The sequence below is a fragment of the Hydrogenophaga sp. H7 genome, from assembly GCF_002025745.1.
GTDB classification, from domain to species: Bacteria; Pseudomonadota; Gammaproteobacteria; order Burkholderiales; family Burkholderiaceae_C; genus Hydrogenophaga; species Hydrogenophaga pseudoflava.
In genome coordinates, this window is sequence record NZ_MCIC01000016.1 from 311404 (window position 1) to 333353 (window position 21950).

28 protein-coding genes are annotated in these 21950 nt (G+C 69.7%); 22 read left to right on the top strand and 6 right to left on the bottom strand.

The features are described from left to right. The first annotated feature begins 7 nt into the window (after positions 1-7). The gene (locus tag BC358_RS15055; RefSeq protein ID WP_079366459.1) at positions 8-874 is read left to right on the top strand and encodes a heme-dependent oxidative N-demethylase subunit alpha family protein; all 867 of its coding nucleotides are present in this window, start codon (positions 8-10) and stop codon (positions 872-874) included. On the opposite strand, the gene BC358_RS15060 is transcribed toward BC358_RS15055, so the two are convergent. Then, positions 861-1190 (bottom strand): YegP family protein, encoded by a 330-nt coding sequence (locus BC358_RS15060; RefSeq protein ID WP_079366460.1) that lies wholly within the window; start codon positions 1188-1190, stop codon positions 861-863. The genes BC358_RS15055 and BC358_RS15060 overlap by 14 nt on opposite strands. 182 nt (positions 1191-1372) lie before the next feature. Next, positions 1373-1702 (bottom strand): flagellar basal body protein, encoded by a 330-nt coding sequence (locus tag BC358_RS15065; RefSeq protein ID WP_079366461.1) that lies wholly within the window; start codon positions 1700-1702, stop codon positions 1373-1375. A 104-nt stretch (positions 1703-1806) separates the two neighbouring features. Here BC358_RS15065 and BC358_RS15070 point away from each other — a divergent pair, with 104 nt between their 5' ends. Next, positions 1807-2307, top strand: a complete 501-nt coding sequence (locus tag BC358_RS15070) for an acyl-CoA thioesterase (protein ID WP_079366462.1) — start codon at positions 1807-1809, stop codon at positions 2305-2307. A gap of 29 nt (positions 2308-2336) precedes the next feature. On the opposite strand, the gene BC358_RS15075 is transcribed toward BC358_RS15070, so the two are convergent. Continuing rightward, on the bottom strand, positions 2337-2837 hold the full coding sequence (locus BC358_RS15075) for a low molecular weight protein-tyrosine-phosphatase (protein WP_079366571.1): 501 nt from the start codon (positions 2835-2837) through the stop codon (positions 2337-2339). A 142-nt stretch (positions 2838-2979) separates the two neighbouring features. On the opposite strand from BC358_RS15075, the gene BC358_RS15080 reads away from it, so the two are divergent. Then, complete coding sequence (locus BC358_RS15080; protein WP_066152511.1) at positions 2980-3849, top strand: hypothetical protein; 870 nt, start codon at positions 2980-2982, stop codon at positions 3847-3849. Between the two features lie 88 nt (positions 3850-3937). On the opposite strand, the gene BC358_RS15085 is transcribed toward BC358_RS15080, so the two are convergent. Continuing rightward, on the bottom strand, positions 3938-4321 hold the full coding sequence (locus tag BC358_RS15085; protein ID WP_066152514.1) for a VOC family protein: 384 nt from the start codon (positions 4319-4321) through the stop codon (positions 3938-3940). A 42-nt stretch (positions 4322-4363) separates the two neighbouring features. Further along, a complete protein-coding gene (locus tag BC358_RS15090) occupies positions 4364-5284 on the bottom strand; it encodes a LysR family transcriptional regulator (protein WP_066152517.1) in 921 nt (306 codons plus the stop codon). Positions 5285-5412: 128 nt separating this feature from the next. Here BC358_RS15090 and BC358_RS15095 point away from each other — a divergent pair, with 128 nt between their 5' ends. After that, positions 5413-7089: a GMC family oxidoreductase gene (locus BC358_RS15095; RefSeq protein WP_066152608.1), complete on the top strand. Its 1677-nt coding sequence runs from the start codon at positions 5413-5415 to the stop codon at positions 7087-7089. A 125-nt stretch (positions 7090-7214) separates the two neighbouring features. Here the strand turns inward: BC358_RS15095 and BC358_RS15100 are convergent, their stop codons facing one another. Further along, positions 7215-7511, bottom strand: a complete 297-nt coding sequence (locus BC358_RS15100) for a hypothetical protein (RefSeq protein ID WP_079366572.1) — start codon at positions 7509-7511, stop codon at positions 7215-7217. A gap of 531 nt (positions 7512-8042) precedes the next feature. Here BC358_RS15100 and BC358_RS15105 point away from each other — a divergent pair. From BC358_RS15105 to hypE, 18 genes are read left to right on the top strand one after another with little or no spacing between them, the layout of a single operon-like run. Then, on the top strand, positions 8043-9125 hold the full coding sequence (locus BC358_RS15105; RefSeq protein ID WP_066161125.1) for a hydrogenase small subunit: 1083 nt from the start codon (positions 8043-8045) through the stop codon (positions 9123-9125). A 17-nt stretch (positions 9126-9142) separates the two neighbouring features. Further along, positions 9143-11002 (top strand): nickel-dependent hydrogenase large subunit, encoded by a 1860-nt coding sequence (locus BC358_RS15110; protein ID WP_079366463.1) that lies wholly within the window; start codon positions 9143-9145, stop codon positions 11000-11002. 26 nt (positions 11003-11028) lie between these two features. After that, positions 11029-11631, top strand: coding sequence for a HupE/UreJ family protein (locus tag BC358_RS15115; protein ID WP_079366464.1), 603 nt, complete (start codon positions 11029-11031; stop codon positions 11629-11631). Positions 11632-11659: 28 nt separating this feature from the next. Next, positions 11660-12406 carry a Ni/Fe-hydrogenase, b-type cytochrome subunit gene (gene cybH / locus BC358_RS15120; RefSeq protein ID WP_079366465.1) on the top strand — a complete coding sequence of 249 codons (747 nt, stop codon included), beginning with the start codon at positions 11660-11662 and terminating at the stop codon, positions 12404-12406. 4 nt (positions 12407-12410) lie between these two features. Then, on the top strand, positions 12411-12740 hold the full coding sequence (locus tag BC358_RS15125; protein WP_218669499.1) for a HigA family addiction module antitoxin: 330 nt from the start codon (positions 12411-12413) through the stop codon (positions 12738-12740). A 21-nt stretch (positions 12741-12761) separates the two neighbouring features. Continuing rightward, positions 12762-13427: a HyaD/HybD family hydrogenase maturation endopeptidase gene (locus BC358_RS15130; RefSeq protein ID WP_079366466.1), complete on the top strand. Its 666-nt coding sequence runs from the start codon at positions 12762-12764 to the stop codon at positions 13425-13427. A 1-nt stretch (position 13428) separates the two neighbouring features. Next, entirely contained in the window at positions 13429-13731 is a 303-nt protein-coding gene (locus BC358_RS15135) for a HypC/HybG/HupF family hydrogenase formation chaperone (RefSeq protein ID WP_079366467.1), read from the top strand. Positions 13732-13746: 15 nt separating this feature from the next. After that, entirely contained in the window at positions 13747-14196 is a 450-nt protein-coding gene (locus BC358_RS15140) for a hydrogenase (protein WP_079366468.1), read from the top strand. Between the two features lie 40 nt (positions 14197-14236). Beyond that, the gene (locus BC358_RS15145) at positions 14237-15100 is read left to right on the top strand and encodes a hydrogenase expression/formation protein (protein WP_079366469.1); all 864 of its coding nucleotides are present in this window, start codon (positions 14237-14239) and stop codon (positions 15098-15100) included. After that, positions 15097-15327 (top strand): rubredoxin, encoded by a 231-nt coding sequence (locus BC358_RS15150; RefSeq protein ID WP_079366470.1) that lies wholly within the window; start codon positions 15097-15099, stop codon positions 15325-15327. The genes BC358_RS15145 and BC358_RS15150 overlap by 4 nt, the downstream gene beginning before the upstream one ends. Before the next feature lie 4 nt (positions 15328-15331). Further along, a complete protein-coding gene (hybE, locus tag BC358_RS15155; RefSeq protein WP_079366471.1) occupies positions 15332-15823 on the top strand; it encodes a [NiFe]-hydrogenase assembly chaperone HybE in 492 nt (163 codons plus the stop codon). Then, positions 15820-16965, top strand: a complete 1146-nt coding sequence (locus BC358_RS15160; RefSeq protein ID WP_079366472.1) for a hypothetical protein — start codon at positions 15820-15822, stop codon at positions 16963-16965. Before hybE ends, BC358_RS15160 begins: the two co-directional genes overlap by 4 nt. Then, on the top strand, positions 16958-17305 hold the full coding sequence (locus BC358_RS15165; RefSeq protein WP_079366473.1) for a hydrogenase maturation nickel metallochaperone HypA: 348 nt from the start codon (positions 16958-16960) through the stop codon (positions 17303-17305). The genes BC358_RS15160 and BC358_RS15165 overlap by 8 nt, the downstream gene beginning before the upstream one ends. Before the next feature lie 23 nt (positions 17306-17328). Then, positions 17329-18291: a hydrogenase nickel incorporation protein HypB gene (hypB, locus tag BC358_RS15170; protein ID WP_256861533.1), complete on the top strand. Its 963-nt coding sequence runs from the start codon at positions 17329-17331 to the stop codon at positions 18289-18291. A gap of 7 nt (positions 18292-18298) precedes the next feature. Further along, the gene (locus BC358_RS15175) at positions 18299-19438 is read left to right on the top strand and encodes a hydrogenase maturation protein HypF (protein ID WP_079366474.1); all 1140 of its coding nucleotides are present in this window, start codon (positions 18299-18301) and stop codon (positions 19436-19438) included. Continuing rightward, the gene (locus BC358_RS15180) at positions 19429-19668 is read left to right on the top strand and encodes a HypC/HybG/HupF family hydrogenase formation chaperone (RefSeq protein ID WP_079366475.1); all 240 of its coding nucleotides are present in this window, start codon (positions 19429-19431) and stop codon (positions 19666-19668) included. Before BC358_RS15175 ends, BC358_RS15180 begins: the two co-directional genes overlap by 10 nt. Then, positions 19665-20828, top strand: a complete 1164-nt coding sequence (gene hypD / locus BC358_RS15185) for a hydrogenase formation protein HypD (RefSeq protein ID WP_079366476.1) — start codon at positions 19665-19667, stop codon at positions 20826-20828. Before BC358_RS15180 ends, hypD begins: the two co-directional genes overlap by 4 nt. Continuing rightward, a complete protein-coding gene (gene hypE, locus BC358_RS15190) occupies positions 20825-21937 on the top strand; it encodes a hydrogenase expression/formation protein HypE (RefSeq protein ID WP_079366477.1) in 1113 nt (370 codons plus the stop codon). Before hypD ends, hypE begins: the two co-directional genes overlap by 4 nt. Positions 21938-21950 lie beyond the last annotated feature (13 nt).

The following is a 21950-nucleotide window of genomic DNA, read 5'->3' on the forward strand; positions in this document are numbered from 1 at the left end:
CCGAGCGATGAACCCGCGTGTGCTCACGCCGGCCGCCGAGGTGCCGTGGGCGGTCGGCACCCCGTTCCGCATGCGACCCGGGCTGTCGCGGCTGGCCGTGGCGGGAGAGGCGGCCTTGGCGCCACCGTTGTTCGTGCGCGATGCACAGGCCGGCGCCTACGCCGACCACAAGCGGGCGGTGCTGCGGGCGCAGACCCGCAGGGCACCGGTCGGTGAAGCCGACCCCGCCGTGCTGGCCGCGATCGCGCAGGCCTACGCCTCGCAGACGGGCGTGGTCCTGGCGCCCGACGCCGATGCCCTGGCCGAGGGCCTGCAGGAGGACTTCGTGATCCTGCACGACGAGCCAGGCGACGGCTTCCGGGCGCGTTTCCTCTCGGTGTGTTTTCCTTCGAACTGGAACCCTGCCGAGAAGCTGGGCCTGGACTTCACTGCCATCCACGCACCGGTGGCCGACAACGCGCTGCTGCAGGCGGGCGCGCGTGGCATCGTCGACATGGCCTTCCGGCAGGCGCCGATGTTGCGCCATGTCTGGCTGCTCACGCCCAGCGGCGACCTGGCCCAGCACCCCGAGACGCGCCGCGCCCGCTGGGAGGACGCGCTCGCCGCGGCCGACGCACCGGAGGCCACGGGCCGGCTGATCGACCAGGTGTTCTTCCGCGTCGAACGCCAGACCACACTGCCGCTGCCTGCGCTGCGGCGCGGCGTGTTCTTCATCCGCGTGATGGTCGCGCGGCTGGTGGACGTGCTGGCCGTTGCGCCCGGGCGCGCAGCCGAACTGGCCGACGCACTGGCCTCGATGAGCGAGGCCGTGGTGGCCTACCGCGGCATGAGCGCGGTGCGCGAGCGGCTCTGCGCCGAACTCAGGCTTTCTTGACCGTCGTGCTCGGTCCGTTGGTCTGGACCGACTGGATGCCGTTGTCGCGGCCAGCGGAGTCCTTGTACATCTGGCTGGTGCCGATGACCTGGTGGTTGCCCGCCTTGAGGTTGAAGTAGCAGCGGCCGTCGGACGCGTGCTTGCGCTCGTAGCGCGCTTCCTGCGGACTGTTGGTCTGGACCGATTTGATGCCGTTCTCGGCCGCCGCCAGGGTGTCGTACTGCTCGCTGCGCAGGATCACCTCGCCGTTGCCGGCCTTCAGGACGAAGGAAAACTTTCCCTTGTCGTTCGAAGAGAGTTCGTACCAGCCTGCCATGTCAGCTCCTTGAAGTTAGAGAGAGGATGCGCCGAAGCGGGCCCATCGTAGGCCGGGCGCGCGGCGCTGGGAAGACGGTGGGCGGCCGCCCGTGACATCCGCCCACCTGTTGTGGCGGGGATGGCGCATGGTCACGCAGGGGGCCTGCGTGCGCGACTACCTGGCCTGAGGGCCGGGGCGTGTCAGGCGCGTTCGTCGAACAGTGTGCCGAGCATCTCCTGCCCGGTCTTCACCACCTGCAGGTTGGCGGCGAAGCTGTAGAGCGACATCTTCCCGCCGACCAGGTCTTCGGCGAGATGGCCCAGGTCGCCACCTTCTGCGGCGGCCTGGGTTTCGCGCTCGACGCGCGCCGTTACGCCGCCCGATTCGGGGTTGGCCGTCTGCACCACCTGCTGGCGCTGGAAGCCGGGCTTCTGGGCGTTGGCGATGTTGTGCGCGCCCACGTCCAGCCGCAGCTGCGCGGCGCGCAGGCCGCTCAGGCCGATGGCGGAGGCGGAAGAGGCGATGGACATCGTGGGACCTACGGATGGCTGGGCGGAATGGCCCAGCCACAATATCGGCCCCTCAAACGAATTTCTTGAGCGGCAGTGCCCACCCCACCGCCAACGGACTCCCCATGGAACTCCCCGCCCACCAGCTGAGCATGACCGTGCTCATGACGCCCGACACCGCCAACTTCTCCGGCAACGTGCACGGCGGCACCATCCTCAAGCTGCTCGACCAGGTGGCCTATGCCTGCGCCAGCCGATATGCCGGCACCTATGTGGTCACGCTCAGCGTCGACCAGGTGATGTTCCGCCAGCCGATCCACGTGGGCGAGCTGGTGACTTTTCTGGCCTCGGTCAACCACACCGGCACCTCGTCCATGGAGGTCGGCATCAAGGTGATCGCCGAGAACATCCGCACCCAGGACAAGCGCCACGTCAACAGCTGCTTCTTCACCATGGTCGCGGTCGACGAAGACCGCAAGCCGACGGCGGTGCCGCCGCTGCGCCCGTTCACGCCCGACGAGCGCCGCCGCCATGCGGGCGCCGAACTGCGCAAGGCGATGCGGCGCGAGATGGAGCAGCGCTTCGCCGCCATCCGTTCGCAGGACGTGGCGGGCGCCTCTGGCTGAGGCGCGCCCGCCTTCTGCCGGCCGCTGTCTCAGGCGATCCCGAGGACCCCGCGCACATGCGCCAGCAGCCCCTCGCTGCCGTCCTCCACCAGGTCGAGTACGTGTTCGAAGCCGTCCGGCCCACCCTGGTACGGGTCGGGCACGATGGGGCTGTCGTGTCGCTCGCAGAACTCGGCGAAACGGCGCAGCTTGCGGATGTGCCGGGGCGGGCACAGCCGCTCGGCCGCCACCTGGTTCTCCCAGTCCATCACCAGCACCAGGTCGAAGGCCTCGAAGTCGTCCGCGGTGAGCTGGCGTGCGCGCTGGTTCGAGAGGTCGTAGCCGCGCCGCAGCGCGTGCGCCTGGCTGCGGTGGTCGGGCGGCGCGCCCACGTGGTAGTTGTGCGTGCCGGCCGAGTCGACCTCGACGCGCTCGGTCAGGCCGGCCTCGCGCACCTTGGCCTCGAACACGCCGTGGGCGGTGGGGCTGCGGCAGATGTTGCCCATGCAGACAAAAAGGATGCGGTAGAGGGAAGGGGTCACTGCGTTCATGGCCTGCATTTGAACCGCAAACACGTGACTTTTCCGGGTATTCAACCCCGGGGGCGCGGGACTATGCTGTCCACTGGGGCTGGTCCGCCGCTGCGGCGCGCCGGCCCGGGCTTTCACTTCTCTTTCTGACACCGGGACCGACATGGCCAGCGATCTGGACACGGTGCGCGTGCTGCGCGCCCTCTTCAACGACCTGCCGCGCGCGCCGCAGGGCCTGTCGCACGAGGCGACGATGGACTGGATCCGCCGCACCATGACCGACTACCCCGGCGGCGACCTGGCCTACACGCTGGAGCACATCACCCGCAACTCGCTGCTGGACATCGTGCTGCGCCTGCGCGAGGACGGCCACCTCAAGGACGACGCCGCCTTCGACCAGGCGGTCGAGCAGCTGTCCACACCCGAAGGCCGCAAGACCTTCATGGACTGGGTCATCAACGCGCAAAAGAGCGTGGACGCCACCGCGCGCCTGCTCAACCGCGCCAAGCGCGCCTGGAGCGAACCCGAGCCGCTGTTCGTGGCCGACCCGGTGGCGGTCAACCGCTTCATCGACGATCGCCCGACCGGGCCGGGCGCGATGTTCACCGAGTTCTCGATGCGCGACGACGCGCGCGAGGTCGGCGTGTTCGACACCGAGCCGGATGCCGTGCACGAATTCGACTGGGGCTTCATCGCCGAGGAGCCCGGCGCCTGGAACATCTACGTGGCCGAGATCTGGCGCAAGGGCACGGTGGGCCACTTCGACCGCATGCTCGGCGCCTGGCGGCTGGAAACCACCCACGCCCTGCCCGAAGGCCAGCTGCACGCACCGCACGTGCCGCCGGGCCTGACGGAGGACATCGGCATCACACGCTTCTGCGCCTTCACCCTGCACGCCAAGACCAACCCGGCCGACCCCGATGTGCGCCGCTGGGTGGGCGAGGTGTTCATCACCCACATGCTGCCGGTGATGGCGGCGCGGGCGCTGGACGAGAACTACGACTTTCCGGCCAGAGTCATGGAGCTGAACTAGGCCCCCACGCTCCGCCGCTGCGCGGGTCGCTGCCCCCCGAGGGGGTGCGAATCCAGCTTGGGGCGACCCGGCGCTGGATTCATGGGCCTCACGCCTCGTACAGCTCCAGCGGCAAGCCGTCCGGGTCGCTGAAAAACGTGAAGCGCCGGCCGGTGTATTCGTCCACCCGCACCGGCTCCACCGCCACGCCCAGCGACTCCAGCCGCGCCTTGCAGGCCGGCACATCGTCCACCACAAACGCCAGATGCCGCAGGCCCTGCGCCTCGGGGTAGGACGGGCGCGGCGGCGCGCCGGGGAAAGAAAACAGCTCCACCTGCGAGCCGTCGGGCAGACCCAGGTCCAGCTTCCAGGAATTGCGCGCCTCGCGGAAGTGCTCCGCAATGACCTTCAAGCCCAGGACTTCGGTGTAGAAGCGCCTGGAGCGTTGGTAGTCGGAGCAGATGATGGCGGCGTGGTGGATGCGGGTGAGCATGGCGAGCGGTACCTGATGAGACGGACATTCTGTCTCAGGATGTCACCCCCACACCGCGTCCAGCGCCCCCAGCGCCGCAGCGATGACAGGTTCGCCCGCCCGCTCGGCCAGGCAGAGGAAGCTCAGGTCGCATTCCAGCGCCACCTGGTCGGCCACCACCAGCCCGTGCGCCTGCGCCTCGCGCATGGCGATCGCGTCGCGCACCAGGGACAGGCCGACGCCGCTCTTGACCAGATCCAGCATCGACGCCTCCTGGTCCACCAGCGCCACCCGGCGCGGTTCGATGCCGGTGACCGAGCCGGGGCCGAACACGCGGCGCTGCAGCCGGTGGTGCGCGCTGGCCGGGGGCGTGGCGAGCCAGGGCAGGGCGGCCAGGGCCTTCCAGTCCTTGCCTTTGACCTGCGGCCCCCAGCCGGCGGGCGCGAGCACGCGGTAGGTGAAGCGGGTCAGGGCGCGCAGGCGGTAGGGCGGGCCCAGCGGGTCGGCCGGCAGGTCGAGGAAGAAGCCCACGTCCAGTTCGCCGCGCGCGATGCGCGCCAGCACGTCGCCGCTCATGCCCTGTCCCAGTTCGGTGTGGACCTGCGGTGCGCTTTCCACCAGCTGTTTGAGGAAGGCGCCCAGGCGGGTGAACTCGGGGTCGAGGATGGTGCCGATGCGCAGCGTGCCGCGCACCGTCTGGTGCAGCGCGGCGGCGGCCTGCCCGAAGTCGGACAGGGCCGACAGCGCGCGGTCGGCCAGCGGCAGCAGGGCGGCGCCGTCGCGCGTGAGCGCCATGCCCTGCGGCGTGCGGGTGAAGAGCTGCAGGCCGGTGGCCTCGGCCAGGGTCTTGAGCTGCAGGCTCACCGCCGGCTGGCTCAGGTGCAGGCGCTGCGCAGCGCGCGAGACATTGCCCTCGCGCGCCACGGCGACAAAGGCGCGCAGAGTCTGCGGGTCGGTGGCGGGCAGGCGGTTCGGCGGGTTCATTATTTGGCGAGCTTATACCTGGCCTTGCCACATTTCATTGGAAGTCTGTGGGCGAATCGGGCAAAGTGCCTGGCAATCGTCGGGTTGCATCATGAGCCCGGCCAATGAACAACGAGGAGACCTTGCGCATGAGCGACGCCACCGCCACCTTTGACTATGTGATCGTCGGCGCGGGCACGGCCGGCTGTCTGCTGGCCAACCGGCTCTCGGCCGACCCGTCCAAACGCGTGCTGCTGATCGAGGCCGGGCGCAAGGACGACTACCACTGGATCCACATCCCCGTCGGCTACCTCTATTGCATCGGCAACCCGCGCACCGACTGGCTCTACCAGACCGAGGCCGACCCGGGCCTGAACGGCCGCAAGCTGCGCTACCCGCGCGGCAAGACGCTGGGCGGCTGCTCCAGCATCAACGGGATGATCTACATGCGCGGCCAGGCGCGCGACTACGACCAGTGGGCGCGGCTGACGGGTGACAGCGACTGGCGCTGGGACCGCTGCCTGCCGGACTTCAAGGCGCACGAGGACCACCACCGCCTCGACCGCTACACCGAGGGCCAGGGCGACACCACGTTTGCCGCCCTGCACGGCCACCGCAGCGTGGCCAGCTCGGGCGAGTGGCGCATCGAGAAGCAGCGCCTGCGCTGGGACGTGCTGGACGCGTTCGCGCAGGCGGCGCAGCAGGCCGGCATCCCGGCCACCGACGACTTCAACCGCGGCGACAACGAGGGCGTGGGCTACTTCGAGGTGAACCAGAAGGCCGGCTGGCGCTGGAACGCAAGCAAGGCCTTTCTGCGCCCGGTGCAGCACCGGCCCAACCTCACGGTGTGGACGCAGACCCAGGTCGAGCGCCTGCGGCTGGAGCGGGACGCGGCGGGTGCGCTGCGCTGCACCGGCGCCGACGTGGTGAGCCACGGCCAGCGCGTGCGCGTGGCGGCCGCGCGCGAGGTGGTGCTCAGCGCCGGCAGCATCGGCTCGGTGCAGATCCTGCAGCTCTCGGGCATCGGCCCGGCGGCGGTGCTGCAGGCGGCGGGCGTGGCGCCGGTGCACGAGTTGCCCGGCGTGGGCGAGAACCTGCAGGACCACCTGCAGATTCGCTCGGTGTACAAGGTGCAGGGCGCCAAGACGCTCAACACCCTGGCCAACTCGCTCTGGGGCAAGGCGGCCATCGGCCTGGAATACGCGCTCAAGCGCAGCGGGCCGATGAGCATGTCGCCCAGCCAGCTCGGCGCCTTCACGAAAAGCGACCCGTCGCAGCCACACGCCAATCTCGAATACCACGTGCAGCCGCTCAGCCTCGACGCCTTCGGCGAACCGCTGCACAGCTTCCCGGCGTTCACCGCCAGCGTCTGCAACCTCAACCCCAGCAGCCGCGGCCATGTGCGCATCAAGAGCCCGCGCTTCGAGGACGCGCCGGCCATCGCGCCCAACTACCTCGCCACGGAGGACGACCGGAAGGTGGCGGCCGACAGCCTGCGCGTGACGCGCCGCATCGTCGGCCAGCCGGCGATGGCGAAGTACCGGCCCGAGGAGTTCAAGCCCGGTGTGCAGTACCAGAGCGACGAGGAGCTGGCCCGCCTGGCCGGCGACATCGCCAGCACCATCTTCCACCCCGTGGGCACGACCAGGATGGGGCGTGAGGACGACCCGTTGGCGGTGGTGGACAGCCACCTGCGCGTGCGCGGCGTGGCCGGCCTGCGCGTGGTCGATGCGGGCGTGATGCCCACCATCACCAGTGGCAACACCAACAGCCCGACGCTGATGATCGCGGAGAAGGCCGCGCGCTGGATCGTCGCCGGGACGTGAGGCGGGGCAGCGACCCGCGCAGCGGCGGAGCGTGGGGGCTACGGGGCAGCCGCCGGGCCGCCCCAAGGCAGGCCCAGCCCCCTCGGGGGGCAGCGACCCGCGCAGCGGCGGAGCGTGGGGGCTTGTTACCTCAGGCGGCCGATGTAGCGGGCGCTGGGGTCGCTGGCCGCCGCCAGGGGCGCCGGTGCCGACACCGGCGCGCTGGGCCGGCGCACCGGTATCACCAGCGACTCCAGCCGCTCGGCCAGGGGCAGCAGTTCGTCCAGGCCGTCCTCGCGCGCCCGCTGGCGGGCAAAGCTCACCACCGCCTGCGCGTATTCCACGTTGTTCACCATCCACTCGGTGTCGGTCACGCGGCCGGTCTTGCGGCGCAGCAACACATGCAGGTGGGCGGCGGCGGCGAATGCATCGTTTTGCGACATGGTGTTTTCCTCTTCCAACGATACGGGATGCGCTGCATTTCCTGTGCCACCGGTTCCGGGCACCAAGGGAAAGCCCGTATGCACGGGTCTGGTGCGGGCGGCTACAGTACCGCCACTCGCAAACGGCGCCAGACGCCGCGACCGCGGGGGACCGAGGAGACAACCCAGTCCTATCAGAACAAATCCTTCAGCGTCCCAAGAGATGCTCCGAATCATAAGCCGACCCTTGCGGGTCGGCTTTTTTTTGCCTGTGCAGCGGACGGTGGCTGGATTTTTGAGTGGAAGTTTGATTTCCATTTTGTTTCAGAAAACGGAAAGTCTTCGAATCCCCTGAATGGTGGATGGCAGTGGCTGCCTGTTGGTCATTGAAAATATATGTTTCCTGACAACGGCTTACAAGCCCGTGTCGGTGTTTTCCCTTGGTGCCCCGATCGTGGCCCGCGGATTGCGAACGGTCACACACCTGCCCATTCCCAGCGTTTGCGGGCGGGACCCGGATCCGCCCCACACAGCCCACGGAGACACCACACGATGGAAACCTTTTACGAGGTCATGCGCCGCAAAGGCATTTCGCGCCGCAGTTTCATGAAGTACTGCTCGCTCACCGCCACCTCGCTGGGGCTGGCACCGAGCTTTGTGCCCCAGATCGCCCACGCGATGGAAAACAAGCCGCGCACCCCGGTGCTCTGGCTGCACGGTCTGGAATGCACCTGCTGCACCGAAGCCTTCATCCGCTCGGCCCACCCGCTGGCCAAGGACGTGGTGCTCTCCATGATCAGCCTGGACTACGACGACACCCTGATGGCCGCCGCCGGCCACCAGGCCGAGGCCATCCTCGAAGAGATCATGACCAAGTACAAGGGTCAGTACATCCTGGCGGTGGAAGGCAATCCGCCGCTGAACGAAGACGGCATGTTCTGCATCCAGTCGGGCAAGCCCTTCATCGACAAGCTCAAGCACGTCGCCAAGGACGCCAAGGCCATCATCGCCTGGGGTTCGTGCGCCAGCTGGGGCTGCGTGCAGGCCGCCAAGCCCAACCCGACCCAGGCCACGCCGATCCACAAGGTCATCACCGACAAGCCCATCATCAAGGTGCCGGGCTGCCCGCCCATCCCCGAGGTGATGACGGGCGTGATCACCTACATGCTGACCTTCGACCGCATTCCCGAGCTGGACCGCCAGGGCCGCCCGAAGATGTTCTACAGCCAGCGCATCCACGACAAGTGCTACCGCCGCCCGCACTTCGACGCCGGCCAGTTCGTCGAGGCCTGGGACGACGAGTCTGCGCGCAAGGGCTACTGCCTCTACAAGGTCGGCTGCAAGGGCCCGACCACCTACAACGCCTGCTCCACCGTGATGTGGAACGAGGGCACGAGCTTCCCGATCAAGGCCGGCCACGGCTGCATCGGCTGCTCGGAAGACGGCTTCTGGGACAAGGGTTCGTTCTACGACCGCCTGACCGACATCCACGCCTTCGGCATCGAGGCCAACGCCGACGAGATCGGTGGCAAGGCCGCCGCGGTGGTGGGCGCTGCGGTCGCCGCGCACGCCGCGATCTCGGTCGCCAAGCGGGCGCGCGACACGTCCAAAGAGAAATCGAAGAACCACGCCTGAGGCCAGGAGAACACGACATGGGTGCTTACGAAACACAGGGCTTCAAGCTCGACAACTCCGGCCGCCGCGTGGTGGTCGACCCGGTGACCCGCATCGAGGGCCACATGCGCTGCGAGGTCAACCTCGACAGCAACAACGTCATCCGCAACGCCGTCTCCACCGGCACCATGTGGCGCGGCCTGGAGGTGATCCTCAAGGGCCGCGACCCGCGCGACGCCTGGGCCTTTGTGGAGCGCATCTGCGGCGTCTGCACCGGTTGCCACGCGCTCACCTCGGTGCGTGCGGTGGAAGACGCCCTGGGCATCAGGATCCCGCTGAACGCCCACCTCATCCGCGAGATGATGGCCAAGACGCTGCAGGTGCACGACCACGCGGTGCACTTCTACCACCTGCATGCGCTGGACTGGGTCGACGTGGTCTCGGCGCTGAACGCCGACCCCAAGAAGACCAGCGAGCTGCAGCAGCTGGTGTCGCCCTCGCACCCGCTGTCCTCGCCCGGCTACTTCCGCGACGTGCAGAACCGCCTGAAGAAGTTCGTCGAGAGCGGCCAGTTGGGCCCGTTCAGCAACGGCTACTGGGGCAGCAAGGCCTACGTGTTGCCGGCCGAGGCCAACCTGATGGCCGTGACCCATTACCTCGAAGCCCTGGACCTGCAGAAGGAATGGGTGAAGGTGCACACCATCTTCGGCGGCAAGAACCCGCACCCGAACTACATGGTCGGCGGCGTGCCCTGCGCGATCAACCTCGACGGCGACGGCGCGGCCGGCGCGCCCATCAACATGGAGCGCCTGAACTTCGTTGAAGCCCGCATCAAGGAGATGATCGAGTTCAACAACAACGTCTACATCCCGGACGTGCTGGCCATCGGCACCATCTACAAGCAGGCCGGCTGGCTCTACGGCGGCGGCCTCTCGGCCACCAACGTGGCCGACTACGGCACCTACGAGAAGGTGCCCTACGACCACAGCACGCACCAGCTGCCCGGCGGCGTGATCCTGGACGGCAACTGGGACAAGATCCACGAGATCGACCCGCGCGACCCCGAGCAGGTGCAGGAGTTTGTGACCCACAGCTGGTACACCTACGGCAACGACAGCAAGGGCCTGCACCCCTGGGACGGCATCACCGAACCCAACTACAAGCCCGAGGGCCCGAACTTCAAGGGCACGCGCACCAAGATCGAGCAGCTCGACGAATCCGCCAAGTACTCGTGGATCAAGTCGCCGCGCTGGCGCGGCCACGCGGTCGAGGTCGGCCCGCTCTCGCGCTACATCCTGGGCTACGCCCACGCGATGAAGGGCAACAAGTGGTGCCAGCGCGTCAAGGAACAGGTGGACGCCTCGGCGGTCGCCATCAACAGCGCCATCCCCAAGGCCCTGGGCCTGCCGGAGACCCAGTACAGCGCCAAGCAGCTGCTGCCCACCACCATCGGCCGCACCCTGGCGCGCGCACTGGAGAGCCAGTACGCCGCCGAGATGATGATGGACGACTTCCGCCAGCTGGTGCAGAACATCAAGGCCGGCGACACGTCCACCGCCAACGTCGAGAAGTGGGACCCCGCGACCTGGCCCAAGGAAGCCAAGGGCGTGGGCACCGTCGCGGCGCCGCGCGGCATGCTGGGCCACTGGATCAGGATCAAGGACGGGAAGATCGAGAACTACCAGTGCGTGGTGCCCACCACCTGGAACGGCTCGCCGCGCGACGCCAAGGGCCAGATCGGCGCCTTCGAGGCCTCGCTGATGAACACGCCCATGGTCAACCCCGAGCAGCCGCTGGAGATCCTGCGCACCCTGCACAGCTTCGACCCCTGCCTGGCCTGCTCCACCCATGTGATGAGCCCGGACGGCCAGGAGATGGCCAAGGTCACCGTCCGTTGACAACACCAGACCACGAGGAGAAACACATGCAAGCGAAACACATCCGCCGCGCCACCGCCGCCGCGCTGCTGGCCGGTCTGGCCGGCGCCGCCCAGGCCCACACCGGCCACGGCACCCACAGCCTGATGGAAGGCCTGGTCCACCCCTTCGGCCTGGACCACCTGCTGGCCATGGTGGCCGTGGGCGTCTGGTCGGTCAGCGCCCTGCCGCAGGGCAAGGCCTGGCAAGGTCCGGCCACCTTCCTGCTGGCCCTGGTGGTCAGCGCCGCGCTCGGCACCATGGGCGTGACCGTTCCCTACCTGGAGCACGGCGTCTCGCTGTCGGTGGTGCTGTTCGGCCTGATGCTGATCGTCGCCACCCGGCCCATGTCGGCCGCCGTTGGGCTGGGCCTCATCGCGCTGGCCTCGTCTCTGCACGGACTGGCCCACGGCTCTGAGACGCCAGAGACCGGCTTCGCCGGTTACGCCGCCGGCTTCCTCGTGACCACCGCGGCGCTGCACATCGGCGGCGTGGGCATCGGCCTGGCCATCAAGCGCGGCCTGGGTCGGCGCAGCGGTCTGGCGCTGGGCGGTCTGGGCACGGCCCTGAGCGCAGCGGGCGTCTACCTGTTCAGCCAGCTGGCCGTCTGACGGCCGCCCCTTCGCACAGGAGATCACCATGTCCTCCCTGTCTGCACAAGAACTGGCGCAGCAGCGCCTGGCCGATGTCACCGGCATCGACGAGAGCGCCGTCTCGCACGGCCAGAGCACCAAGTCGGTCTATGTGTACGAAGCCCCCGTGCGCATCTGGCATTGGGTCAACGTCGCGGCCATCACCGTGCTGTGCCTCACCGGCTACTTCATCGGCCAACCGCTGCCAACCATGCCCGGCGAGGCCAGCGCGAACTACCTGATGGGCTACATCCGCTTCGCGCACTTCACGGCCGGCTACATCCTGGCCATCGGCCTGCTGGGCCGCGCCTACTGGGCCATCGTGGGCAACCACCATGCGCGCGAGCTGTTCTGGGTGCCGCTGTTCCAGAAGGCCTACTGGGGCGAGATTTTCACCATGCTCAAGTGGTACGCCTTCCTGATCCCGCGGCCTGGCCGCTACGTGGGCCACAACCCGCTGGCGCGGCTGGCGATGTTCTCGGGCTTTCTGGTGCTGATGGTCTTCATGATCCTGACCGGCTTCGCGCTCTACAGCGAAGGTGCCGGCGTGGGCTCGTGGCAGGACACGATGTTCGGCTGGGTCATTCCGCTGTTCGGCCAGAGCCAGGACGTGCACACCTGGCACCGCCTGGGCATGTGGGCCATGATCATGTTCATCACCCTGCACGTCTACGCCGCGATCCGCGAAGACATCATGGGCCGCCAGTCCATCGTGTCGACCATGATCTCTGGTCGCAGAACCTTCAAAGACTGAGGTCATGAAGAAAGCTGCCGTCAACTGGTCGATCCCCCCTCGCGGTGTGCCGGTGCGCGCACCGCTGCACCCGGGTCGCCTGCTGGCGCGCACCTGCCTGGCGCCGCTCTCGCTCAACCAGAGCGAGGCGGCCCGGCTGCTGGGCCTCTCGCGCCGCCGCCTGCACGAGCTGGTGCACGGCCAGCGGGCGATGTCGCCCGACACCGCCATCCGTTGTGCGCGTCAGTTCGGCATCGACGCCGGCTTCTGGCTCGCGCAGCAGGCCGCCTGGGACAGCTTCCACGCCTGGAAGCGCCTGTCCTCGGGTTCGGCCACGTCCCCTTTCCCCCGCTGATTTCACACAGGCTTGCCTGCCATGCGCACCACTCCGACCGAATCCACCTGTCACCCCGGTGGTGACACTCTGCCGGCCCGCATCGTCGTGCTGGGCATCGGCAACCTGCTCTGGGCCGACGAAGGCTTTGGCGTGCGCTGCATCGAAGCCCTGCAGCGCCGCTGGGAGTTCGCCGACCACGTGCAGCTCATCGACGGCGGCACCCAGGGCCTGTACCTGATCCAGCACGTGCAGGAGGCCGATGCGCTGCTGATCTTCGACGCCATCGACTACGGTCTCGAACCCGGCACGCTGAAACAGGTGCGCGACGACGAGGTGCCGCGCTTCATGGGCGCCAAGAAGATGAGCCTGCACCAGACCGGTTTCCAGGAGGTGCTATCGCTGGCCACGCTGACCGGCAAGTACCCGCAGCGCGTGCTGCTGATCGGCTGCCAGCCGCAGGAGCTGGAGGACTACGGCGGCAGCCTGCGCCCGGTCGTCAAGGCCGCGATGGAGGACGCACTGGCGCTGGGCGTGGCCGAACTCGAGCGCTGGGGCGCAGGCCCCGTCGAACGCCGGACCCCGCTGGCGGCGCGCGAGGCGGTGACGCTGGACGAGCTGGCGCTGACCGCCTACGAAGCGCAGCGACCCGCCGCGGAAGAAGCCTGCCGCATCGGCGACGACCGGTTCCTGGTGAAGGACCTCTGACATGTGCATCGGCATCCCCATGCAAGTGGTCGAGGCCGACGGCCGCTTCGCCCTGTGCGAAGGCCGCGGCGAGCGCCGCCGCATCAACACCGCCCTGGTCGGCGAGGTCTCCAGCGGCGACTGGCTGCTGGTCTTCCTCGACGACGCGCGCGAGCGCATCGACACCGACCGTGCGACCGAGGTGAACGCGGCGCTGGACCTGGTGCTTGGTGCCATGCAGGGTCTGGAGGCGCAGGAAGACGCGGGCTTCGCCCTGCCGTCGCAGATGAGTCCCGAACAAATGCGCGCCCTGACCGGCGCCTGAACACAAGGAGACACCATGATTGAAACCACAGAAGCCCACGCCCCCCTGGTCCAGCGCCTCGCGCGCGAGTTCGGCGCCACCTGGGTCGACGAGACCAGCGTCGCCGACTGGACCGCCGGCGGCGGCGACCGCGTCGTGCTGCTGGCTGGCGACCCGGTGCGTTTTCCCGAAGGCGTGGACGTGGCGGCGGTGCTGCCCGAGCTGATGAAGTCCTTCCCGAACCGCTTCGCTGTGGCCGTGGTGCCGCGCGACAACGAGGACGCGGTGGCCAAGCGCTACGGCTCTCAGCGCTGGCCCACGCTGCTGTTCTTCCGCGACGGCCAGTACGTGACCGCGATCGCCGGCATGCAGGACTGGGACGTGTACCTGTCCGGCGTCGCCGCCGCGCTGGCCATGCCGCCCTCGCGCCCGCCCACCATCGGCATTCCTGTCGTCAGCCAGACCGGCGGCAGCAGCTGCCACTGACCCCACCGACCACGCCCCACCGCCGCACCAGGAGCCTCTGATGAAAGCCTTTCCCATCCCCGTGGTCGCCCTCGGCCCCGGCACCCAGACCGAGGACGAGCACCTCGACTACCTGCCCATGCCCAAGGACATGGACACCTACCGCGCGCCCATGCTGCCCGAGCCCGAAGAGATCGCTGGCCGCGCGGCCGCGCGCGAGGCCCTGGTCCAGGTGCTGGCGCTGCTGGACCAGGCCGCCGACGGCGGGGCGGGCGGGCAGGTGAGCCTGCTGGCCCTGCCGGCCGAAGACCGGCAGCTGGTCAACCAGGTGATGGGCGAGGGCGAGGCCAGCGCCATCGTGCGCGAGGAGGACTCGCCGCTGGAAGTGCGCATCCAGGAGTCGGTGTTCGCCGGCGTCTGGCGCCTCATGACCTTCAGCGACGGCGCCCTGGTCGACGACGTGGTCGAGGTCGGACCGGTGCCGGCCCTGCTGCGGGTGGTGGCCGAAGAAGATGCGGAGCGCGAGTACCGGCCCTGGCTCGGCCCGCTGCCGCCCAACGTGCAGAACGCGCCCCTGCTGGTGGACGAGGTGCGCGATCAGGTGGCGCGCTGGCAGCCGGGCCACACCTCGCACGTGGTCAACCTGACGCTGCTGCCGGTGACGCCCGAAGACATCGGCTTCCTCGACCACCAGCTGGGCACGGGCCGCGTGCTGCTGCTCTCGCGCGGCTACGGCAACTGCCGCATCTCCAACACGCGCCTGCCGCACTGCTGGCGCGTGGTGTACTACAACTCCATGGACAAGGTGATCCTCAACACGGTCGAGGTGGTGGACATGCCCGAGGTCGCGATGGCGGCGCCGGAAGACCTGCGCGACTCGCACGAGCGGCTGCAGGACGTGCTCGGATACCTCGAACAATCATGAGCGGCTTCGACGGACAGGGCTTTGAAGGTTCGTACCTCGGCAACCGCGAGGTGCTGCGGCCCGGCTCGCGCCTGGAATGCAAGATCTGCTGGTGGGTCTACGACCCCGCGGTCGGCGACCCGCAGTGGCAGATCCTGCCCGGCACGCCGTTCGCCGAGCTGCCGCCGCACTGGCGCTGCCCCAACTGCGACTGCGACGCCGAGCAGTTTCTTCTGTTGCCGGACTGAAGCCATGGAACACCGCGTGTCCGCCCTGGTGCAGTTCTACCGCCTCGTGCAGACCGAGCGCATGCAGGGCGTGCCCATCCTCAACCCGGCGCTGTCCGTCGAGGCCGTCGGCTTCCGGTGGGGCGACGACGAGCAGACCGTGGCCGAGGGCGTGCTCATCACCCCCTGGTTCATGAGTCTGGTGCGCCTGCCGCGGGCGGTGGAAGGCCACGGCGGCCGCGTCGCGCGCAAGGCGGTGCACGGCTTCGGCAGCGAGCGCTTCGAGTTCATCGGCGCGCACGACCCGGCGGTGGGCTACCACGAGACCTGCGCGCTGTTCTCGCCCATGGGCGGCTTTGCCACGCAGGCGCAGGCGCGCGAAACCGCCGAGGCCTCGCTGGCCCTGCTGCGGCCGGCGCCCGCGCCCGTGCCCACACCATTGCCCGTCGCCGAGCCCGTGCCCGCGCGCCGCGCCTTCTTCACCGGCCGCCGCGGCGCGCCGGGAGCTGTGGCATGAACACCGGTCCTGATCTGGCCGGCCGCCTGCGCGTGCGCCCCGGCGCACCGCTGGCGCAGGCGCTGCACAGCAGCCGGCGCGACTGGGCCGGGCGGCTCGGCCAGGGCCAGCCGGCCACCGCGCTGCCGGGTCTGCTGGCCAGCCTGTTCAACCTCTGCAGCCACGCGCACCGGCTCTGCGCCCAGCTCGCGATTGCGGCGGCGCGGCCCGGCGCCATGGCGATGCCCGGTGACACCGCGCAGCGCCTGCGCCACGAGACCGCGCAGGAGCATGTGCGCCGCATCGGCCTGGACTGGCCGCGCCTGCTCGGCCCCGCCGACGGCACTGCCCAGGGCGCAGCCCTGCGGTCTCTGCAGGCATGCCCGCTGCTGCGCCCGGCCACGCCCGGCGACGACCCCTGGACCGCCACACTTGACTGGCTGCAGCGCGAGTGCCTGCACATGCCGGCCACCACCTGGCTGCGCGCCTGGCAGGCCTGCGGCGCCGACTGGCTGCTCGACTGGGGCACGCGCCACGGCGGCTGGCTGCCGGCCCTGGTGCGCGGCGCCCGCGAGGCCGACAGCGGGCGCGCGCTCGACATGGCGCGGGCCCTGCGGGTGCACGGTCAGGACGACCAGCTGCGCACGCTGGCCGCGGCGCTGGCGCTCAAGCCGGGCTTTGCCCTGCAGCCGCTCTGGCACGGCGCCTGCGCCCACACCGGCCCCTGGGCGCGCCTGCACAGCGCGGACGACGGCCTGCCGCTCACGCCCTGGGCCCTGCTGGGCAGCCGCCTGGCCGAACTGGTGCGGCTGTGCCTGCCGGATGGGCCGGGGCAGGGCGCCGGCTGGCTGCGCCATGGGGCGCTGCACACGGCCGACGGCCAGGGCCTGGCCTGGGTCGAGATGGCGCGCGGCCTGCTGGTGCACCAGGTGGAACTCGAGGACGCTGCGCCGGTGGTGCGCGCCTGCCGCGTACTGGCGCCGACCGAGTGGAACTTCCACCCGGCCGGCGAGGTGGCGCGGCGCATCTCGGCGCTGGATGCCACGCTGCCCGCCGGCCTGCGCACGCGCCAGCTGCACCTGCTGATGGCGGCGTTCGACCCCTGCGTGCCGTTTGAAGTGGACGCCGCGCCAGCGGTGGAAGGGGAGGTGGCCCATGCATGAAGCGAGTCTGGCTGGCGGCGTGCTGCAGCTGGTGGAAGACACGGCGCGGCGCGAAGGCTTTGCGCGCCTGCTGGAGCTGCGGCTGGAAGCCGGGCAGCTGGCCGGTGTGGACATCCGTGCGCTGCGTTTTGCGCTGGAGAGCCTGGCGCCCGGCACCCTGCTGGAGGGCGCGAGCATTCAGATCGACGAACCGCCCGGCCAGGCCTGGTGCATGGCCTGCGCGCAGGCCGTGGCCATCGCCCAGCGCGGCGACGCCTGCCCGGCCTGCGGCGGTTACCAGCTGCAGCCCACGGGCGGCATGGAATTGCGCGTGGTGGACATGCGCGTGAGTGATGATTGAAGCAACGTTGAAGGAGACCGACCATGTGTGTCGTGTGCGGATGCAGTGACAACAGCCCGGCCCATGCCCAGCATGTGCAACAGAACGCGGGCAGCGAACCCGGCGTGATCACGGTCAACCCGGCCAACGGCGACTTGCACTTCGGCGCCGGTGCGGCCCGCGTGTCGGTGCCGGGAATGAGCCAGGAACGGGCCATCAAGCTGGAGACCGATATCCTGGGCGCCAACAACCGTGTGGCCCAGCAGAACCGGGCGCATTTTGAATCGCACGGTGTGACCGCGCTCAACTTCGTCTCCAGCCCCGGTTCGGGCAAGACCACGCTGCTGTGCGCCACCATCGAGGCGCTCAAGGCGCGCAAGCCCGGCCTGCACGTGGCCGTGATCGAGGGCGACCAGCAGACCAGCTTCGACGCCGACCGCATCCGCGCCACCGGCGCGCCCGCGATCCAGGTCAACACCGGCAAGGGCTGCCACCTCGACGCGCCCATGGTGGCCGAGGCGTTTGCGCAGCTGCACACACACCACCACTCGCACGACCACACCCACGGTCACGATCACGGGCATCACCACCACCACCACGGCGACGACCACAGCCTGCTGTTCATCGAGAACGTGGGCAACCTGGTCTGCCCCGCCGTGTGGGACCTGGGCGAGGCCGCCAAGGTGGCCATCCTCTCGGTGACCGAGGGCGAGGACAAGCCGCTGAAGTACCCCGACATGTTCGCGGCCTCGCAGCTGATGATCCTGAACAAGACCGACCTGCTGCCGCACGTGAAGTTCGACGTCGCGCGCTGCATCGACCTGGCGCGGCGCGTGAACCCGGCCATCGAGGTGATCCAGCTGTCCGCCACCACCGGCGAGGGCATGGACGCCTGGCTGCACTGGCTGCAACACATGGTCCCCCACGCTCCGCCGCTGCGCGGGTCGCTGCCCCCCGAGGGGGCGCGTTTCGCCTTGGGGCGGCCCGGCGGCGAAACCGGCGCCTGAGAACGCGATGTCCACCTCCGTGCTCGCCGTCGGCGCCTGGCTGAAAAACGCGGCCTGCCTCGTGCTGGACGGCCGCGCGCACTGGTCGCCGGTGCATGGCGACCTCAGCGACCCGGCGGCCTGCGACGCGCTGGAGCGCTCGGTGCAGGCGCTGGCACGGCAGGCGGAAGCCGCCGGTGCGCCGGTGCAGGCCATCGCACACGACCTGCACCCCGACTTCTTCAGCACCCGGCTGGCCATCGCCACCGCCGATGCGCTGGGCGTGCCGGCCATCGGCGTGCAGCACCACCACGCGCACCTCGCGGCGGTGGTCGCCGAACACGGCATCGAAGGCCCGGTGGTCGGGCTTGCGCTGGATGGCGTGGGCCTGGGAACGGACGGCATGCCCTGGGGCGGCGAACTGCTGTGGCTCGACGGGCCGCGCTGGCAGCGCCTGGGCCATTTGCAGCCGCTGGCCCTGCCCGGCGGCGACCGCGCGGCGCGCGAACCCTGGCGCATGGCGGCGAGCGCGCTGCACGCGCTGGGCCGCCGCGACCAGATCGTGCCGCGCTTCGCACCGGTGGTGGGCGAGGCCGTGGCGGCGGGCGTGCGCCAGATGCTGGACAAGCACCTGAACTGCCCGCTGACCAGCAGCGCCGGCCGCTGGTTCGACGCCGCGGCGGGTGCGCTGGGCCTGTGCCACCACCAGCAGGACGAGGCCCAGGCCGCGATCGCGCTGGAACAGGCCGCGGCCCGCGCTCTCTCGGTCCGGCCCGAGGTGCCGCCGCTGGCTGGGGCGCTGCAACACGTCGACGGCCGTACTGACCTGCGCGCCGTGCTGGCGCAACTGTTCGACGCCCCCGATGCCGACACCGCCGCCGCCGGCTTCCACCTGGCCCTGGCCGATGCGCTGGCCGAGGCATTGATCGCCGCCGCGCGCGGGCGCGGCGTCCACACCGCCTCCCTGGGCGGTGGCTGCTTCTTCAACCGCATCCTGCGCGAGCGCACGGTGCAGCGTTTGCAGACCGCCGGCCTGCGGGTGTGGCAGACCGGCGACAAAGGCTGCGGCGACGCCGGGCTGGCCATCGGCCAGGCCTGGGTGGCGGTGCAGCAGCTTCAGATATCACAGACAACATCCCCCGTTGAGGAGACCACCCCATGTGCCTAGCCATTCCCGCGCGCCTTGTCGAGAAGCGCGACCACGACCAGGCGGTGGTCGACCTGGGCGGCATCCGCAAGCCCATCTCCATCGCCCTGGTACCCGAGGCCGAGGTCGGCGACTACGTGATCGTGCACGTGGGCCACGCCATCGGCATGATCGATCCGGAGGAGGCCGAGAAGACGCTCGCCTTGTTCGCCGAGATGCAGGCCATGACCGGCGCGGAGGTTCAGTCATGAAGTACATCGACGAATTCCGCGACGGCGAGTTGGCCAAACAGATCGGTGAGCGCATTCGCGCCGAGGCCGACCCGCAACGGTCCTACAGCTTCATGGAGTTCTGCGGCGGCCACACCCACGCCATCAGCCGCTACGGCGTGCTCGAACTGCTGCCGTCCAACGTGCGCATGGTCCACGGCCCGGGCTGTCCGGTCTGCGTGCTGCCCATCGGCCGCATCGACCTGGCGATCCGCCTCGCGCTGGAGTGCGACGCCATCGTCTGCACCTACGGCGACACCATGCGCGTGCCGGCCAGCGACAGCCTCTCCCTCATCAAGGCCAAGGCGCGCGGTGGCGACATCCGCATGGTCTATTCGGCCGCCGACGCGCTGGCCATCGCCCGCGCCAACCCGCAGCGCGAGGTGGTGTTCTTCGCCATCGGCTTCGAGACCACCACGCCGCCCACGGCGCTGGCCATCCGCGACGCGCAGCGCGAAGGCCTGGCCAACTTCAGCGTGCTGTGCTGCCACGTGCTCACGCCCTCGGCCATCACCCACATCCTCGAATCGCCCGAGGTGCGGCAGTTCGGCACCGTGCCCATCGACGGCTTTGTCGGTCCGGCGCACGTGAGCATCGTGATCGGCAGCCAGCCCTACGACCACTTCGCCGAGGAGTACCGCAAGCCGGTGGTGATCGCGGGCTTCGAGCCGCTGGACGTGATGCAGGCCATCCTGATGCTGGTGCGCCAGGTCAACCGCGGCGCCGCCCACGTCGAGAACGAGTTCACCCGCGCCGTCACGCCCGAGGGCAACCTGCGCGCGCAGGCCCTGGTGTCCGAGGTGTTCGAGCTGCGGCCCAGCTTCGAGTGGCGTGGCCTGGGCGAGGTGCCCTACAGCGCGCTCAAGATCCGCGAGGCCTTCGCGGCCTTCGACGCCGAGCGCCGCTTCGATCTGGCCTACCAGTCGGTGCCCGACAACAAGGCCTGCGAGTGCGGTGCCATCCTGCGCGGCGTGAAACGGCCGACGGACTGCAAGATCTTTGGCACCGTCTGCACACCCGAGAACCCGGTCGGCTCCTGCATGGTGTCCAGCGAAGGCGCCTGCGCCGCGCACTACACCTATGGCCGCTTCCGCGACATCCCCATCGTCGCCGCCACCGCCACCGAGGAGGTCACCCCATGAGAACCGAACACCACCAGGCCGGCGCTGGCGAGGCCCCCGCCCCCAAGCCCGTGAAGAAAAACTACATCCGCCCGCTGGACATCAAGCACGGCCGCATCGACATGGGCCACGGCGCGGGCGGCAAGGCGGCGGCGCAGCTGATCGAGGAGCTGTTCCTGGCTGCCTTCGACAACGACTACCTGCGCCAGGGCGACGACGGCGCGGTGCTGGCGCTGCCGGCCTTCGACCCGGCCGAGGGGCGGCTGGTGATGGCGACCGACGGCCACGTCATCTCGCCGCTGTTCTTTCCCGGTGGTGACATCGGCTGCCTGTCGGTGCACGGCACGGTCAACGACGTGGCCATGTCGGGCGCGCGGCCGCTGTACCTGAGCGCCAGCTTCATCATCGAAGAAGGCTTCCCGCTGATCGACCTGCAGCGCATCGTGAAGTCCATGGCCGCGGCATCTCGCGAGGCCGGCGTGCCGGTGGTCACCGGCGACACCAAGGTGGTGGAGCAGGGCAAGGGCGACGGCGTGTTCATCAGCACCACCGGCGTCGGCGTGCTGCCGCCGGGCGTGTCCATCAGCGGCCGCAAGGCGCGGCCGGGCGACGTGGTGCTGGTCTCGGGCAGCATCGGCGACCACGGCGTGGCCGTGCTCTCGCAGCGCGAGTCGCTGGCCTTCGAGACCACGATCGAGAGCGACACCGCCGCGCTGCACACCCTGGTGGCCGCCATGCTGACGGCCGCACCCGGCGCGGTGCGCGTGCTGCGCGACCCCACGCGCGGCGGCCTGGCCACCACGCTCAACGAGGTGGCGCGCCAGTCCGGTGTGGGCATGCTGCTGCAGGAGGCGGCGATTCCGGTCAAGCCGCAGGTCGATGCGGCCTGCGAGCTGCTGGGCCTGGACCCGCTCTACGTGGCCAACGAGGGCAAGCTGATCGCGGTGGTTGCGCCCGAGGCGGCCGAGGCCGTGCTGGCCGCGATGTGCGCGCACCCGCTGGGGCAGGACGCGGCGCGCATCGGCGAGGTGACCACCGACCCGCACCACTTCGTGCAGATGGCCACGCGCTTCGGCGGGCGGCGGGTGGTGGACTGGCTCAGTGGAGAGCAACTGCCGAGGATCTGTTGACGACACCCCCCTG